Below are 15,341 nucleotides of genomic sequence, written 5' to 3' on the forward strand. Positions count from 1 at the left end.
CGCCCCGCGCCGGCCCGTGCCCACCAGTTCACCCGCTCTTGATCGACTCGATTTCATTGATACCTGGCGGTCCCACCACCCCCGACACCGCGACATCAATGATCCCGAGTCGATCACTGTGCCGTCTTCCGGTCAGCGACTGACCCGGGGAGGCGGATCGTCCCGCGCCGCCGACGCCGCACCACCAGCACCCACCCAGCACCAGCGGCCACGATCACCCCGAGGGTGGCCAGACCGCGCACCGACGAGCCGCCGTCGTCGTCCGGCTGAGCGCCGGCCGTCGTGGTCGGGCCACCGCCGGCCGGCGCGCTCGCCGACTCGAACCCCAACGGGGGTACGTCTGCCGTCAGCGCCGCCACGAGGTCGATCACGCCGTAGCCGTACTCGTCGTCGCGCCCGGGCGGACCCTTGTCTACCGCGGTGGCCGTGAGGCGGTGCGCCACCTCCTGCGCGGGAAGGTAGGGGTATTTCGATCTGATCAACGCCGCCGCCCCCGCCACGATCGCCGTCGCACTCGAGGTCCCGGTGCCCTTCGAGTATTTTCCGTCGTAGCTGGTGCTGTAGATGTCGACCGCCGGTGCTACTACGTCGACTTCCGGTCCAGTCACCGAAATAGCCGCATGTTTCCCCGTGCGGTCGACACCACCGACGGCGATTACCCCAGTCTCGCTGGCCGGGTATCCGATGGTCTGGTCACGAGGCAGATTGCCAACACCAGCGACGACAACTATGTTTGCGTTCAGGGCGCCTTTGATCGCTTGGCGCAGCCTCGAACTGCTCCCGCCGACGGAGGCAATGCTTATCACGTCCGCGCCGTTCGCTATTGCGTACTCTATCCCCTGCGCGAGGCCGTCCGGATTGCCATCGCCGTGCGGCGGGGAAGCGTAAATAGGCAGTATTTTCGCTTCGGGTGCAATGCCTAGCGCGCCCAGCTCTCCACCCCGGCCATGAGCAGCAATTAGGCCCGCCATGGACGTCCCATGGCTATCCCTGTCTTGTCGAACGTCACCACTTCGGCCAGCGATGATGTCTGTTCCCGTAAGTAAGTTGGTACGTAGATCGGGATGTGAGTCAACCCCAGTATCCGGTACAGCGACAACTACCCCGTTGCCGCGACTAATAACCTGGGCCTTGGTCGTCTTAAGATAGCTGAGGTGCCATTTGCCATTGCTCTGCGCGAATCCGGGCTGCGGCATCAGTCGCTTGGCTAGGCTGGGTCGAGGAACTTGTTGACGCGGCTAACGCGACGATCGCCGACATCGAAGTCAGCAGCAATATGGCGCGAATGGTCACCGATTGAAACCAATGGCGGGGCCAGGGTCAATCGGGCCTTGCTCATCTCCTGGGCGGACAACTGGGTTCACCCCTTGGTCGGTCTCCCACGGATTATCCGGATCCCATCGGCCGGTCTGATCGTTGTCTCGCTGCTGGCGGCTTGGACGTCCGGGAGGTAGGCCTGCGCCCGTATTAGTCCCCATCGAAGGTGCGCCGCCGATTGGAGTAAGACCGCCGTGAACGCTGCCAGCTGCGCGGCTGCCGCCCGGACGAGACCCAGCTCCCCCTGTCGGTCCTGTGCCAGCCCCACCGCCGCCGATCACACCTCCAATCGGATTGACCTTCCGGGGCGGAGTTGTCCCCGGGGCCGGTGGGCCGAGCCCCAGGCCAGGCGGTCCGCCAATCAGTCCGCTAGGGGGCGTCAGGCGTGGCTGCGACATCGGAGGCGACGCTTGCGGTCGATTCATGCTGCTGCCGGGTGGTCGATTAGTGGAGATTGGCGGGCCTGCGCCACGGGATGAGATAGACGGGCCGGGTGGCAGCCCAGGTCCTAGATGTGGGCCCGTCGACGTCGTTGAAGGTGGACTTCCTGTGTTCACAGTGGCAGGACTATTCACCAGCCCTGTCCCTGCACTGCCTAGAACTGGTCCAACGCCTTGCGACTGCGGCATGGGCACTGCGATGTCGGCTGTCGCAGGTCGGGCTGCCACGGACCTGCCGACAGTTGGCATCGGTACCGGGACGATCGGCGGGATAACTGGTGCTGTGGGGTTGGGGCCTAATGCGTCAGGATCCCCAGACTGAATTGGCGGTCGCACCACCGGTGGTTTTTGGAGGGTGGCTTGGGCTTGTTGGAGTTCCCCGCTGAGGTTGAACATCATGCCCCGCGCCTGCGCGTTCAGCCGTTCCAGTTCGGCGTCGGTCACCGGTGATTCGGTGACTCGGCTGCCCATGACCGCTTTCGCGTCGGCGGCCGTGGCCTCGTACGCCTGTTTCCGCTGGAGCTTGGTCGCGTACTCCTCATGGATCTTGCGAAGCTCGGCGCGGGTGGTGCCGATGGCCTGGGTGGCGGCGGAGAGCGCGGTGTAGTTGGCGGCGGCGGCGTCGTGGGTGTGCCGCACCTTGTCGATCAGCTCATCGAGTTGGGCGAGGTACGTGCGGGAGGCGGCGCTGGTTTCGGGCGGCCACGCCTCGGCGAGACCGCGCCGGTATTCCTGGAGCCGGCCGAGGTGGATCTGGGCCAGGTCGCAGACCTTGCGCCAGCCGGCGACCTGCTTCCAGTGGTTGGCGGTGTCGTGGTCCTGCAGGCAGGCCCACATGCTGTTGACGTCCATCAGTTGCCAGTCGGTGACGCCGGAGGTGCGGCCGCTGCCCCGTTCGATCACGGCAGCACCACCGGCCTGTCCCCGTCGGCGCCGGTCGGGTCGGGCAGCATCGGGGTCGGGCCTCCGGGCAGGACGGTCCCCGGGTCGGCGAGTGCCCGCTGCACGTCCACGACGCGGGCGGCCGAGAAGGCGTCGGCGTCGGAGTATTGGGTGGCGACCCGGTCGGCGACGGCGGCCAGGTGGCCGGTGGCGCCTTGGACGGCATACACCATGTCGGCGGTGGCCTGCTGTGTCTCGTGGTGTGCCTGCAGGAAGGTGACCAGCTCGATGAAGGCGTCGCACGGGTTGGGCAGTTGGGCGGACATGTCGTCGGCGATGTACGACAGGTGTGGCGCGTAGTTGCTCTCGACCTCCGCGGCGAGCCGGTCGGCGAACTCTCGGAGTTGGCGGATGTCGGCCTCGATGCCGCCATAGTTGCGCAGCCAGGGGGTTGGCCGGTCCTCTTCGGGGATCATCGATCCTCCCTACCCGTCACGGCACCGTTTCCCTGAGTGAGGTTAACGGCTGGGAGCGACGCTGGCAGCCCCCGCACGGCGGGTCGGGTCAGCGGGGCAGACCGGCGGAGCGCCATCCGCCCGGGCGGGCCGTGAGCACCGCGCCGGCCGGTCGACCGCTGCGAGCCCAGGCCGACGTGGCCACCGGCGCGGAGGCGGCGGCCGGACGGGACCGGACGACGATCGCCCCCACGAGGGCGGCCAGTTCCTCGGTGGTGGGCACGCCGCGGACGACCCGGAACAACGGCTCTTCGGCAGACATGACGCCAGGGTACGCGCCGCGAAGTTACCGACAATGCGGAGTGGCGTGCCGGCGGTGTGACGATCAGGGGGTCCGGGTACCGTCTCACCGATGTCGAACGCGCTTCCCCAACTCGTCGCTGACCGATACCGGCTCCTGTCGCCGCTCGGCCAGGGCGGCATGGGTCGGGTGTGGAAGGCGCGCGACGAGGTGCTGCACCGGGACGTGGCCATCAAGGAGTTGGTGCCGCCGCCTGGCCTCACCGACGAGGAACGCCGCGAGATGCGGGAGCGCTCGCTGCGCGAGGCCCGGGCCATCGCCCGGCTCAACCACGTCAATGTGGTGCGCATCTTCGACGTTCTCCGCACCGACGGCGATCCGTGGATCGTCATGGAGTACGTGGCGTCGAAGTCGTTGCAGGACACCCTCGCCGAGAGCGGGCCGGTGCCGCCGGCCCGCGCGGTCGAGATCGGCCTCGGCGTGCTGGGCGCCCTCAACGCCGCGCACAAGGCGGGCGTCATGCACCGCGACGTGAAGCCCGGCAACGTGCTGCTCGGCGACGACGGCCGGGTGGTGCTGACCGATTTTGGTCTCGCGACCATCCCGGGCGACCCGAACGTCACCCGCACCGGCATGGTGCTCGGTTCGCCCGCGTACATCTCTCCGGAGCGTGCCCGGGAGGGCACCGCCGGGCCGGAGGCCGACCTGTGGTCGCTGGGCGCGACGCTCTACGCGGCGGTCGAGGGCAAGTCGCCGTACGCGCGGCCGTCGGCGATCGCCACGCTGGCCGCGCTGGCCACCGAGCCGATGCCGCCGCCGAAGAACGCCGGTCCACTCAAGCCGGTGCTCAACGGGCTGTTGCGCAAGGACCCGAACGAGCGGATCAACGCCGAGGTGGCGGAGCGGCTGCTGCGCCGCGCCGGGGGCAAGCGGGCGCGAAGCATCTCGCTGCTGGATGGCGTACGCCGGCCCGGGCCGAACGGCCCGCGCGAGCCGCGCCCGCCGCTCGTGCCGGCGCCGCGACCCGCCGACAAGGGCGCCGACCGGCCGGTTTCGCCGCCGGCCCCGCGGACCCAGCCGGCCGCCGCGGCCGTGACTCCCGTCGTCGACACCAGCTCGACGCCCAGCGATGCGAGCCCGACGGCCGTCGTGCCTCCCGCTGCGGACGCCGCGCCGGTTCCGGCCGAGCCGACCGCCACGATCGACCGCCCGGATACCGCCGAGGCCGACCCGACGGCGAAGGTGACGGCCGCGGTCGGCACATCCGCCGACGGCACGACGAAGGCCGACGACGAGCCGACCGAGGTCGACGGTCCGCCGGTGGCGCCGGAACAGCGCAGGCCGCCGACCCCGACGTCGGTCATGTCGACCCCGGTGAGCCCCGCCGGGCGGGCGTCCGTGCCGCTCTATGGCGGTACGAAGCCGAACAACACGCAACGCAACCTGCTGATCGGGGCCGTGGTGGCCCTGCTGCTGATCGGCCTCGTGGTGATCGTGCCGCTGCTCACCAAGGGCGACGGCGACGGCGACAAGAGCCCGCAGGCCGGCCCGACCGGGGGTGCCGCTACCTCGGCTCCGGCGCCGCAGACCACGGCTCCGGCGGTGCCCCCGCCCACCAGCGGCGCGCCCAGCCCGACGGCCTCGGCCACCCCGTCGGTCGACCCGAACGCGCTGCCGGCGGGCTGGAAGCTGCACAGGGACCCGGCCGGCTTCGCCCTGCCACTGCCGGACGGCTGGTCGCGCCGGCAGGTCGACGGCAGCACGGTCGTCTTCAGCCAGAACAACGGGCCGGGTGAACTGCTCGTGCAGTGGACCAGCACTCCGGCGAAGGACGCCGTCAAGGACTGGCAGGCGCAGGAGCCGAACCGGAAGAGGCTCGTCAACAACTACCAGTACCTCAGCATCAATGCCTGCGACTTCTGGAAGACCTGCGGCGACTGGGAGTGGCTGGAGACCCGGGACGGGACCCGGATTCACGTCCGCAACCGCGGCTTCGTCACCGCCAGCAACCGCGGCTACGCCCTGCGGTGGGAGATCGCGGAGAAGGACTGGCAGGCCAACCTGCCGAACTTCGACCGGATCGCCAAGGGTTTCGTGCCTGACCGCAAGGACTGAGCATGACCTTCCGTCGTCCGGGGTATGTGACCTTCGACGACGGAAGGAGGTACGACATGGGTTACCGACGGAGGGACGCTCGGCCCCGGCTGGCACTGTGGATGCTCGTCGCGCTCGGCGACGCCGTCCTGCTGCTGGTCAGCGCGGGAATCTGGGCGCTCATCGCGCTGCTCAGCGTCGTGACCGTTGCCGTCTGCGGGGTGGCTGCCTGGCGGCTGACCCGGCGGAGCGCTCTGGCCAGTGAGGACGCTCCGGTGGTGGTGCCGGCGATGAGCCGACGGCGGGCCTGACCAGTACCGGTGGTGTGGCGGCAGCCGGACCGATTGTCGACCGTGCGGTGACAGCCGATCCCGCTGCCGCCAACCGCCTCCCCAGGCGGATCAGGCGGACCGGTCCGGTCAGGGCGTGTTGTTGGCCAGCGCGATCAGCCGCGACCGGTCGCCGTTCCAGTAGTTGCGGTCCACGTTGCCGCTGATCCCGGAGACGGCGCCGGTGCTGGTGTACTGCCAGAAGCTCCACACCGGCGCGCCGGCCGGCAGGGCGCCCGGCGTGCTCGCCCAGCGGGCCAGCCAGAGCGGGTGGTTCGCCCACGGACCGGTCCAGCTGCCGGTGCACTGGTTCCAGAAGCTGGTCGTGGTGTAGATGACCGCGTAACGGCCGGTGCGGGAGCGGTAGGTGTTCAGGAAGTCCTGGACCCAGTTGCGCATCCCGGTGGTGCTCAGGCCGTAGCAGTAGCCGCCGGCGTACGGGTTGGCTTCCAGGTCCAGGGCGGCGGGGAGGGTCCGGCTGTCGGCCGACCAGGCGCCGCCGTTGGAGGCCAGGTAGTTGGCCTGGGTCGAGCCGGCGGAGATGTTCGGCCGGGCGAAGTGGTACGCCCCGCGGATCACCCCGGCGTTGTACGAGTTGACGTAGTTCGCGTTGAAGTTCGGGTCCTTGTAGCTGGTGCCCTCGGTGGCCTTGATGAAGGCGAACTGGATGCCGGCGTTGCGCACGCTGGTCCAGTTGATGGTGCCCTGGTAGCGGGACACGTCGACGCCGGGCGTGGTGGCGGCGGCCGCCGGGCCGGCGGTCGCGACCAGGGTCGCCGCCGCGGTGGCGAGCAGGGTGAGGCCGGCCGCGAGCACGCGGCGCAGCGGTGATCTGGTACAGGCCATGGCTGCCTCCAAGGACGTCGGTCTATTGACGCCCATCTTTGGAGGTAAGTGCCCTAGATCGCAAGAGTTGTAGAAAAAAGCTTCATCGACGGGTGTCGGTGGCACCTCGACGTAGTGCTCGCCGTCGAGCCGGAACAGCCTCAGGGAATCCCACCCGATCAGTCTCACCCGATACGAGCCGGTGGCCCGGGACCGACACCGGAACGACGCCGGTAGGCTCGCGCCCCATGATGTCGATCGACGGGCTGAGCGACCTGTGGGACACGCTGTTCGGCGCGCAGCCGGACCCGCCCGCGCTGTTGGTGCTGATCACCGCGGCCGTCGCGCTGGTGGTGGTCAGCACCCGACTGCCGTGGCGGATCGCCCGTAACGCCATCACCATCGCCCACGAGGGCGGGCACGCGCTGATCGCCCTGCTCACCGGCCGCAAGCTGCGCGGCATCCGGTTGCACTCGGATACCTCCGGGCTGACGCTCTCCGCCGGTCGGCCCTCGGGGCCGGGCATGATCCTCACCCTGCTCGCCGGTTACGTCGCCCCGCCGCTGGTCGGGTTGGCCGGCGCCTGGCTGCTCGGCGGCAACCGGATCACCCTGCTGCTCTGGGTCGCGGTGGTGCTGCTGCTCGCCATGCTCGTGATGATCCGCAACGCTTTCGGCGTGGTGTCGCTGCTGGTCACCGGCGCCCTGGTGCTCGCCGTCTCGTGGTACGCCACCCCGCAGGTGCAGGCCGCGTTCGCGTACACCGGGGTGTGGTTCCTGCTGCTCGGTGGGGTGCGGCCGGTGGTGGAGCTGCAACGGCTGCGCTCGCGCGGCCGGATGCCCGCGTCCGACGCCGACCAGCTCGCCGGCCTCACCCCGTTCCCGGCGTTCTTCTGGGTGCTCTTCTTCGCCCTGGTCAACCTGGTCGCGCTCGTCGCCGGCGCGCTGCTGCTCGCCGGCCCGATCCTCACCGACGCCGGCCTGACTCTCTGACCACGAGGGTTCGGGCGGGCAGAATGAGGCGCATGCGATACGTGATCATCGGGGCGGGCGCGGTCGGCGGGACCATCGGGGTACGGCTGGCCGAGGCCGGTCGGGACGTGACCCTGGTGGCGCGGGGCGCGCACCTGGACGCGATCCGCGAGCGGGGCCTGACCCTGCGCCAGCCTGACGGCGACCTGACCGCCCGGCTCGCCGCCGCGGACGGCCCCGGTGACCTCCCGCTGCCGGCCGACACGGTGCTGATTCTCACCGTGAAGTCGCAGGACACCGCGGGCGCGCTGGCCGCCTGGGTGGACGCGCCGGTGGACGGGGGTGGCACGGCGGGTGAGCGGCTGCCGCTGGTCACCGCGCAGAACGGGGTGGCTAACGAGAGGGCCGCCCTGCGGCTCTTCGCCGACGTGCACCCGGTCTGCGTCTGGCTGCCGGCCACCCATCTGGACCCGGGCGCGGTGGTGTCCAACGGCTACCCGCACCCGGGAATGCTGCACATCGGGCGCTACCCGGCCGGCGTCGACGACACCGATCAGGCGATCGCCGCTGACCTGACCGCCGCCGGGTTCGTCGCCCCGGTCCGGCAGGACGTGCTGCGCTGGAAGTACGGCAAGCTGCTCGCCAACCTCGGCAACGGCCTCCAGGCGCTGCTCGGCCGGGACATCCCGGACGCGCTGGCCGAGCGGGTACGCGCCGAGGGCGTCGCCGCGCTCGCCGCCGCACACATCGCGCACACCTCGCAGGACGAGGAGCGAGCCGAACGCGGCGATCGGGTTCAGCAGCGCCCGGTCGACGGCGCGGGCCGCTCCGGCGGTTCCACCTGGCAGAGCCTGGCCCGGGGTACGGGCTCAACCGAGGTCGACCACCTCAACGGTGAGATCGCGCTGCTCGGCCGGCTGCACGGCGTACCGACGCCGGCCAACGTGGCCGTGCAACGCGCGGTGCGCCGGGCGGTGCGGGAGCGGATCGGACCCGGCGCGTTTTCGCTCGCCGACCTGGAGAAGATGATCGCCTGACCGGGGCAACCGAGGACCCCACCCGGCGCGTGTTCCCTGCGACCGACACGGGGAGGTAGCGGGTGCCGGACGTCGACGGGTTCGACGAGTTCTACCGCGGGAGCCGGCAACGGCTGCTCGGCTTCGTCTACGCGCTCACCGGCGACCGGGTCGAGGCGCAGGACGCCGTGCAGGAGGCGTACATCCGGGCGTGGCAGCGCTGGTCGACGGTCAGCCGATACGACGACCCGGAGGCGTGGGTGCGGGTGGTGGCCAGCCGGATCGCGGTCAGCCGGTGGCGCAGCCTGCGCAGTCGCGCCCGCGCGTACCTGCGGCACGGCGCCACCGAGACCGTTCCCGGCCCGGGCACCGACACCGTCGAGGTGGTCGCCGCGCTGCGCCGGCTGCCCGAGGAGCAGCGCACCGCCATCGCCCTGTACTACCTGATGGGCATGCCGGTCGCCGAGGTGGCGCGGGAGACCTCGGCCCCGGTCGGCACCGTCAAGGCCCGGCTCTCCCGGGGGCGCACCGCGCTCGCCGGGCTGCTCGCCGTCTCTGAACTCGAGGAGGCTACCGATGCGTGACGACCTGGCATTCGTCGAGCGGGTCCATCGGGACCTGCGGGACGTGCGGTGGCCCGAGCCGCAGGAGATCCGGGCCCGGGCCCGGCGGCGCAATCGGCGTACCGCCGTGACCGCCACGGTGGTGCTGGTGATCACGGGGGCGTTCGCCGTCGACGTGGTCGGCAACGGTCGTGGGCCGACAGCACCCCCGGTGGCTGCCTCGGCGAGCCCGACCGCACCAGCCCGGGGCGAGATCGACGCCGACGCACTGTTGCAACCGGCCGACCTGGCGCAGCCGGCGCAGGTGCAGCTCAGCCAGTCGGGGTTGGGGGAGATGGTCGTCGTCGAGAACATGCTGGGTTACTGCCGGGAAGAGCAGGGGATGGCCCCTGCCTGGCAGACGTCCCGCTGGTCACGGGCGCTGACCATGCTCCGGGAACCCGCAGAGGCCGCCGACACCGGTCCCGATGACTTCCTGCTCAGTCAGGATCTGTACCGGGTGACGCCGGAGGCTGCCGGGTCGTTCTTCGCCGACCTCGACCGGCTGGTGGCTCCCTGCGCCGAGTGGCGCAGCGTCGGGCCGTACGAGGTCGCGGGACGAAAGGGGACCGGGACGGCCGTACATCAGTGGGCGGTGGTGCAGCGGGACTTCGCCGGCGACGGTGCCGCCCTGCTGCGCCACACCGTGTCGCAGCCCCGCGACCAGAAGACCGGCAAGGCCATTGGTGACGAGCACTCGCCGACCAGCACGGCGGTGGTACGAGTGGGTGACCTGATCACGGTGCTCAGTCTGGGACGGAACAGCTCCGAGCCGGAGCTGCGCCGGCTGGCCGTGGTGGCAGCGCGTCGGATGTGCCTCGCCGCCAACCCCTCCTGCTGACCGCGGCCGCCCTTGGTCTGCACAACTTCTGTGAAGTTGCGCGGACCAGGGAGCGCGGTCAGAGCGGGATGTTGCCGTGCTTCTTCGCCGGGAGGGTTTCGCGCTTGGTGCGCAGGACTCGTAGCGCCCGGACGATCTGGGTCCGGGTCTCATGCGGCGGGATCACCGAGTCGATGTACCCACGCTCGGCGGCCACGTACGGGTTGGCCAGAGTGTCCTCGTACTCGGCGATCTTCTCGGCCCGAACCGCCGCCGGGTCCTCGGCGCCGGCCAGCTCGGAACGGTAGAGGATGTTCACCGCGCCCTGCGCGCCCATCACCGCGATCTGCGCGGTCGGCCAGGCGAAGTTCAGGTCCGCGCCGAGATGCTTGGAACCCATCACGTCGTACGCCCCGCCGTACGCCTTGCGGGTGATCACGGTGACCTTGGGGACGGTCGCCTCGGCGTACGCGTAGATGAGCTTGGCGCCGCGGCGGATGATGCCGTCCCACTCCTGACCGGTGCCGGGCAGGAAGCCGGGGACGTCCACGAAGGTCAGCACCGGGATGTTGAACGCGTCGCAGGTGCGGACGAACCGGGCGGCCTTCTCCGAGGCGGCGATGTCCAGCGTGCCGGCGAAGTGCATCGGCTGGTTGGCCACCACGCCGACCGGGCGCCCCTCGACGCGGCCGTAGCCGACCACGATGTTCTGCGCGTAGAGCGGCTGGACCTCCAGGAACTCCCCGTCGTCGAGGACGTGCTCGATCACCCGGTGGATGTCGTACGGCTGGTTGGCCGAGTCGGGGATCAGCGTGTCGAGCTCCCGGTCCTCGTCGCTGATGGCGAGATCCGCCTCGGCAGGGTGGACCACCGGCTCGTCGAGGTTGTTCGACGGCAGGTACGACAGCAGTGCCTTGACGTAGTCGACCGCGTCCTCCTCGTCCGTGGCGAGGTAGTGCGCGTTGCCGCTGCGCGAGTTGTGCGTACGGGCCCCGCCCAGCTCCTCCATGCCGACGTCCTCGCCGGTCACCGTCTTGATCACGTCTGGGCCGGTGATGAACATGTGCGAGGTCTGGTCGACCATCACGGTGAAGTCGGTGACCGCCGGGGAGTAGACCGCGCCGCCGGCGCAGGGGCCCATCACCAGCGAGATCTGCGGGATGACGCCGGAGGCGCGGACGTTGCGGAAGAAGATCTCGCCGTAGAGGCCGAGGGAGACCACGCCTTCCTGGATGCGCGCCCCGCCGGAGTCGTTGATGCCCACCACCGGGCAGCCGATCTTCATGGCCAGGTCCATCACCTTGACGATCTTCTCGCCGAAGACCTCGCCGAGGGAGCCACCGAAGACCGTGAAGTCCTGGGCGAAGACGCAGACCTGCCGGCCGTCCACCGTGCCGTAGCCGGTGACCACACCGTCGCCGTACGGCCGGTTCTTCTCCAGCCCGAAGGCCGTGGACCGGTGCCGGGCCAGTTCGTCGAGCTCGACGAAGGAGCCCTCGTCGAGCAGCATCTCGATCCGCTCGCGGGCGGTCTTCTTGCCCCGGGCGTGCTGCTTCTCGACCGCGCGCGCCGATCCGGCGTGCACCGCCTCGTCGACCCGGCGCTCCAGGTCCGCCAGCTTGCCCGCGGTGCTGTGGATGTTGGTCCCGGTCTCGGTAGTCACCCAGGGAATATAACGATGGTTCAGGACGACGCCGCTGTGCAGTACGCCTCAGTGCCGGTGCGGCCACCGCCGTAGGCTGGCGGGATGCCGGGCTCCCCGTACACCGATCTGGACCGCCCGCCGTTGTCGGCGGCCCGGCTGCGGCGCGCGTTGGTCGCGCCGCACGGCCCGTGGGCCCGGCTGGAGCTGCGCACCGAGACCGGCTCCACCAACGCCGACGTGGCCGAGGCTGCCCGGGCCGGCGAGCCGGAGGGCCTGGTCGTGGTCGCCGAGCGGCAGACCGCCGGTCGCGGCCGGCGCGGCCGCGTCTGGCAGTCGCCGGCGCGGGCCGGGATCACCACCAGCGTGCTGCTGCGGCCCGGCGAGGCCGTGCCGGACCGTGGTTGGCAGGCCGCGCCGCCCACCGGGTACGGCTGGCTGCCGCTGCTGGCCGGCGTGGCGCTGGTCGAGGCGGTGGCCCGGCTGGCCGAGCTGGAGGCCACCCTGAAGTGGCCCAACGACCTGCTCATCGGCGACGCGAAGTGCGCCGGCGTGCTCGCCGAGGCGGTGCCTGGGGGTTCGCCGGACCAGCCGCCGGCGATCGTGCTCGGTATCGGGCTGAACGTGACGCTGCGCGCCGACGAGCTGCCGGTGAACCCGACCGGGCTGCCGGCCACCTCGCTGAAGTTGGCCGGCGGGGCGGCCACCGACCGGGACCCGCTGCTGCGGGCGTTGCTGCGCGCGGTCGCCGACTGGTACGAGCGCTGGCGCGCCGCCGGCGGGGACGCCGTGGCCAGCGGCCTGCGCGACGCCTACCTGGCGGCCTGTGCCACGGTCGGTCGCGAGGTGCGGGTCCTGCTTCCTGGCGGCGACGACCTGACCGGCACCGCCACCGGCGTGGATCCCGACGGGCAGCTCCTGGTCACCACCCCCACCGGCGACCGCGTCCTGGCCGCCGGCGATGTCCTGCACCTCCGGTGAACGCAACCCGCCCCGTGCGGCTGATCCGCCGGGGCGGTTGGACCGGTTACGGTCTGCGCGTCGGAAAAATGGCGATGGAGGTTCCCGTGGCGTTCCCCGAAGACGTGCTCACCGAGGACGAGCACGTCGTGCTGCACCTGCACCCGCACTGGAAGGCGTTGATCCGGCCGATCGCGGTGCTGGTGCTGGCCGTTGCGGCGGTAGTCGTTGGCGTGCTCCTGCTGCCGGCCGGCGGCGGTGGCTCGATCGCGCTGGCCGTGATCGGGGTGCTCGCCCTGGTCGCCGTGTTCTGGCTGGGGCTGTGGCCGTTCCTGGTCTGGCGCACCACGCACTACCTGTTCACCAATGAGCGGGTGCTGCTCCAGCAGGGTGTCTTCTCCCGGGACCGGCGGGACCTCCCGCTCACCCGGATCAACGACCACTCGATGAACCAGCGTTTCATCGAGCGGCTGCTCGGCTGCGGCACGCTCACGATCGAGTCCGCCGGCGAGCGCGGCCAGTCGGTGCTCGCCGACGTCCCGGGCGTCGGCCAGGTGCAGACCACCCTGTACGAGCTGGTCGAGGCGCAGCACGACAAGCACTCGCTGGGCGACGGGGAGATGCGTGACATCCTCGCCGACATGCGCGAGGGCAAGCCGCTGCGCGACACCACGAGCTGATTCCGACTGCGTGACCGCCCCGGCCACCGCGCCGGGGCGGGTCAGGCGGGCGGTTCGGTCTCGGTCGGTTCGGTCTCAGGCGACGGGTCGGCGGGGCGCAGGGCGAACCAGCCGCGGAAACGGGTCCGCAACACCTCCTGCTCGGGCCGGTCGTCCGGGCCGAGGCGGAGCATGGTGCCGGTGAGGCTGGCGGTGCCGAGGCCCGGGCGGGCGGTGGACGGCCGGGCGCCCATCACGTCGACCCGGACGGCGAGCCGGTCCCCGGCGCGCACCGGGGCGAGCCAGCGCAGCTCCTCCAGGCCGGGGGAGGCGTCCGCCGCCGCGCGGGACAGCAGGTGGTCGACGTACGCCCGCATGAACAGGCTGACCGTGTAGAAACCGCTGGCGATGAGCCCCCCGTGCCGGCTCGCTCCGGCCAGCTCCGGGTCGACGTGGTACCACTGCGGGTCGAAGCGGCGGGCGAAGGCGACCATCTCGTCGCCATCCACCGTGACCACGCCGAGGTCGACGGTGAGCCCCGGGACGAGGTCCTCGAAGAACAACTCGGCGCGTGCCCCGGTGCCGGAGCGGGCTGCGGGTGGGGTCACCGGCGGGGCGCGCGGCGGGTGCCGGCGTGCAGCTCCGCGGCGAGTTCCGCGTCCAGGTCGGCGGAGAAACCAGCGCTCAACGGCGTGGGCCTCCCCTGGGTGGGAGCGCCGATCGGGCCGGGTGCGGTCGCCGGACGGCCGTCGGACTCCTCCAGCTCGGAGACGGATTCGGCCAGCTCGGCGACCGGGTCCATCCCGGCCATGGTGTCCCACTCGTCACGCGGGATGCTGTGCCAGGTGGGCTCGGCCTTCGCCTCGGTCTCGGCCGGTACGACGGGCTGGAAGACGAAGGTCCGGTACGACCAGAACCGGAACAGGGTGGCCAGCAGCACGCCACCGGTCTTCGCGACGTTCAGTGCCAGCAGGCCGTGGACGCCGAGGCCGTACTTGGCTGCGGCCAGTACGCCCAACTCAATGAGCAGGCCGGTCGCGTTGAAGAGAAAAAACAGGACGTACTCCCGCCGGAGCGCCGATTTCGGGCGGTCCCGGTACGTCCAGTGACGATTCATAAGATACGACGTGATCGTGGCGACGATGGTCGCGATCACGGTGGCCTTCAACTGACCATCGGCAAAGACGGTGAGTGCAAGGACATTGAACACCGCGTAATTGATGACGGTGTTGATGCCGCCGACGATGCCGAATTTGAGCGCCTCGCGGATGAACTTCTGCCAGCGCTCAGGCAGCAGACGGACAAGACGCATGCGAAACACCTTAGGGCAGTCGGTGAGGCCGGCGATCACCGGCCGGACGAGGTGGGCGGCAGGTCACGCCCCGTGGTCTCGGTCGTGCTTCACCTGCGGAACGGTCCGGGTTCCCGCTTCGACGAAGACGAACCGCCGGTAGGACCAGAATCGGAAGAGCGTGCCGAGGCCCGTGCCGACGACGAAGCTGGCGATGTTGTCGGCCAGCGGCGTCTGGAACACCGCCGGCCAGATGCTGCCGAGCCCGTACCGGCTGATTGCGAGGCAGGCCACCGCGATGCCGAGGCCGACAGCGTTGAAGAAGAAGAAGAGCGCGTACTCCCGGGCCGGATTGTTGCGTTGGCGGTGCCGCCAGGTCCAGAACCGGTTGCCGACGAACGCGAAGCTGGCCGCGAGAACGGTGGAGATGGTCTTCGCCGTCACCTGTTCGACGCCACGCGCGGTCGTCAGGTAGTTGAACAGCGCGAAGTCGATGAGGAAGGCGATGCCGCCGACCGTGGCGAACTTGCTCAACTCGCGGACGAGGTGACCGAAACGGTCGAGGAGTGCCCGGACCAGACCCGGCCGGGTCTGCCGGGGACCCGGTTGCTCCCCGGTCATCGTGGCGGCCACGGGCCGAGCGTACCGGCTGATGACCAGTCAGCGGGGTAGCAACGGCGAGCATGCGTGGTCGCTCGTGCCGGGCTCGCGCCGGGTGCGTCGCTGCTGAACGCAGC

At 70.7% G+C, this 15,341-nt stretch carries 15 protein-coding genes and 1 pseudogene; 8 read left to right on the plus strand and 8 right to left on the minus strand.

The window, feature by feature from the left end; translation table 11 throughout:
* Positions 1-132 precede the first annotated feature (132 nt).
* The 3 genes and pseudogenes from ACFYPS_RS07025 to ACFYPS_RS07035 form a co-directional block, all read right to left on the minus strand.
* Positions 133-1,269, minus strand: a pseudogene (locus ACFYPS_RS07025) (S8 family serine peptidase).
* Positions 1,270-2,656: 1,387 nt separating this feature from the next.
* Positions 2,657-3,115, minus strand: a complete 459-nt coding sequence (locus tag ACFYPS_RS07030) for a hypothetical protein (RefSeq protein WP_354962658.1) — start codon at positions 3,113-3,115, stop codon at positions 2,657-2,659.
* Between the two features lie 88 nt (positions 3,116-3,203).
* On the minus strand, positions 3,204-3,416 hold the full coding sequence (locus ACFYPS_RS07035; RefSeq protein ID WP_354962659.1) for an acyl-CoA carboxylase subunit epsilon: 213 nt from the start codon (positions 3,414-3,416) through the stop codon (positions 3,204-3,206).
* A 90-nt stretch (positions 3,417-3,506) separates the two neighbouring features.
* Between ACFYPS_RS07035 and ACFYPS_RS07040 the strand changes: the two genes are divergently transcribed.
* Together ACFYPS_RS07040 and ACFYPS_RS07045 are read left to right on the plus strand one after the other, a co-directional pair.
* A complete protein-coding gene (locus ACFYPS_RS07040) occupies positions 3,507-5,510 on the plus strand; it encodes a protein kinase (protein WP_354962660.1) in 2,004 nt (667 codons plus the stop codon).
* Between the two features lie 56 nt (positions 5,511-5,566).
* A complete protein-coding gene (locus tag ACFYPS_RS07045) occupies positions 5,567-5,800 on the plus strand; it encodes a hypothetical protein (protein ID WP_354962661.1) in 234 nt (77 codons plus the stop codon).
* Between the two features lie 108 nt (positions 5,801-5,908).
* Here ACFYPS_RS07045 and ACFYPS_RS07050 read toward each other — a convergent pair whose 3' ends face one another.
* Complete coding sequence (locus tag ACFYPS_RS07050) at positions 5,909-6,664, minus strand: GH25 family lysozyme (protein ID WP_387323260.1); 756 nt, start codon at positions 6,662-6,664, stop codon at positions 5,909-5,911.
* 227 nt (positions 6,665-6,891) lie between these two features.
* Here ACFYPS_RS07050 and ACFYPS_RS07055 point away from each other — a divergent pair, with 227 nt between their 5' ends.
* From ACFYPS_RS07055 to ACFYPS_RS07070, 4 genes are all read left to right on the plus strand, one after another.
* Entirely contained in the window at positions 6,892-7,635 is a 744-nt protein-coding gene (locus ACFYPS_RS07055) for a M50 family metallopeptidase (RefSeq protein ID WP_354962663.1), read from the plus strand.
* A gap of 32 nt (positions 7,636-7,667) precedes the next feature.
* Positions 7,668-8,651, plus strand: a complete 984-nt coding sequence (locus tag ACFYPS_RS07060) for a 2-dehydropantoate 2-reductase N-terminal domain-containing protein (protein WP_354962664.1) — start codon at positions 7,668-7,670, stop codon at positions 8,649-8,651.
* 62 nt (positions 8,652-8,713) lie between these two features.
* The gene (locus tag ACFYPS_RS07065) at positions 8,714-9,214 is read left to right on the plus strand and encodes a SigE family RNA polymerase sigma factor (protein ID WP_354962665.1); all 501 of its coding nucleotides are present in this window, start codon (positions 8,714-8,716) and stop codon (positions 9,212-9,214) included.
* Positions 9,207-10,073, plus strand: a complete 867-nt coding sequence (locus tag ACFYPS_RS07070) for a hypothetical protein (protein ID WP_354962666.1) — start codon at positions 9,207-9,209, stop codon at positions 10,071-10,073. Before ACFYPS_RS07065 ends, ACFYPS_RS07070 begins: the two co-directional genes overlap by 8 nt.
* A 58-nt stretch (positions 10,074-10,131) precedes the next feature.
* On the opposite strand, the gene ACFYPS_RS07075 is transcribed toward ACFYPS_RS07070, so the two are convergent.
* A complete protein-coding gene (locus ACFYPS_RS07075) occupies positions 10,132-11,715 on the minus strand; it encodes an acyl-CoA carboxylase subunit beta (protein WP_354962667.1) in 1,584 nt (527 codons plus the stop codon).
* 84 nt (positions 11,716-11,799) lie between these two features.
* Here ACFYPS_RS07075 and ACFYPS_RS07080 point away from each other — a divergent pair, with 84 nt between their 5' ends.
* Together ACFYPS_RS07080 and ACFYPS_RS07085 are read left to right on the plus strand one after the other, a co-directional pair.
* Positions 11,800-12,675 carry a biotin--[acetyl-CoA-carboxylase] ligase gene (locus tag ACFYPS_RS07080; RefSeq protein WP_354962668.1) on the plus strand — a complete coding sequence of 292 codons (876 nt, stop codon included), beginning with the start codon at positions 11,800-11,802 and terminating at the stop codon, positions 12,673-12,675.
* Positions 12,676-12,761: 86 nt separating this feature from the next.
* Entirely contained in the window at positions 12,762-13,334 is a 573-nt protein-coding gene (locus tag ACFYPS_RS07085) for a PH domain-containing protein (RefSeq protein WP_354962669.1), read from the plus strand.
* 41 nt (positions 13,335-13,375) lie between these two features.
* Here ACFYPS_RS07085 and ACFYPS_RS07090 read toward each other — a convergent pair whose 3' ends face one another.
* From ACFYPS_RS07090 to ACFYPS_RS07100, 3 genes are all read right to left on the minus strand, one after another.
* Entirely contained in the window at positions 13,376-13,921 is a 546-nt protein-coding gene (locus ACFYPS_RS07090; protein ID WP_354962670.1) for a MaoC/PaaZ C-terminal domain-containing protein, read from the minus strand.
* Positions 13,918-14,625, minus strand: coding sequence for a GtrA family protein (locus ACFYPS_RS07095; protein ID WP_354962940.1), 708 nt, complete (start codon positions 14,623-14,625; stop codon positions 13,918-13,920). Before ACFYPS_RS07095 ends, ACFYPS_RS07090 begins: the two co-directional genes overlap by 4 nt.
* A 63-nt stretch (positions 14,626-14,688) precedes the next feature.
* Complete coding sequence (locus ACFYPS_RS07100; RefSeq protein WP_354962941.1) at positions 14,689-15,225, minus strand: GtrA family protein; 537 nt, start codon at positions 15,223-15,225, stop codon at positions 14,689-14,691.
* Between the last annotated feature and the right edge of the window lie 116 nt (positions 15,226-15,341).

The organism is Micromonospora sp. NPDC005087 (assembly GCF_042872965.1).
GTDB lineage: Bacteria > Actinomycetota > Actinomycetes > Mycobacteriales > Micromonosporaceae > Micromonospora.

Coding starts and splice junctions, on each gene's coding strand:
- ACFYPS_RS07070 (WP_354962666.1), top strand. CDS start 9,207: ATGCGTGACGACCTGGCATTCGTCGAGCGGGTCCATCGGGACCTGCGG.
- ACFYPS_RS07040 (WP_354962660.1), top strand. CDS start 3,507: ATGTCGAACGCGCTTCCCCAACTCGTCGCTGACCGATACCGGCTCCTG.
- ACFYPS_RS07080 (WP_354962668.1), top strand. CDS start 11,800: ATGCCGGGCTCCCCGTACACCGATCTGGACCGCCCGCCGTTGTCGGCG.
- ACFYPS_RS07055 (WP_354962663.1), top strand. CDS start 6,892: ATGATGTCGATCGACGGGCTGAGCGACCTGTGGGACACGCTGTTCGGC.
- ACFYPS_RS07030 (WP_354962658.1), bottom strand. CDS start 3,115: ATGATCCCCGAAGAGGACCGGCCAACCCCCTGGCTGCGCAACTATGGC.
- ACFYPS_RS07045 (WP_354962661.1), top strand. CDS start 5,567: ATGGGTTACCGACGGAGGGACGCTCGGCCCCGGCTGGCACTGTGGATG.
- ACFYPS_RS07050 (WP_387323260.1), bottom strand. CDS start 6,664: ATGGCCTGTACCAGATCACCGCTGCGCCGCGTGCTCGCGGCCGGCCTC.
- ACFYPS_RS07095 (WP_354962940.1), bottom strand. CDS start 14,625: ATGCGTCTTGTCCGTCTGCTGCCTGAGCGCTGGCAGAAGTTCATCCGC.
- ACFYPS_RS07035 (WP_354962659.1), bottom strand. CDS start 3,416: ATGTCTGCCGAAGAGCCGTTGTTCCGGGTCGTCCGCGGCGTGCCCACC.
- ACFYPS_RS07100 (WP_354962941.1), bottom strand. CDS start 15,225: ATGACCGGGGAGCAACCGGGTCCCCGGCAGACCCGGCCGGGTCTGGTC.
- ACFYPS_RS07060 (WP_354962664.1), top strand. CDS start 7,668: ATGCGATACGTGATCATCGGGGCGGGCGCGGTCGGCGGGACCATCGGG.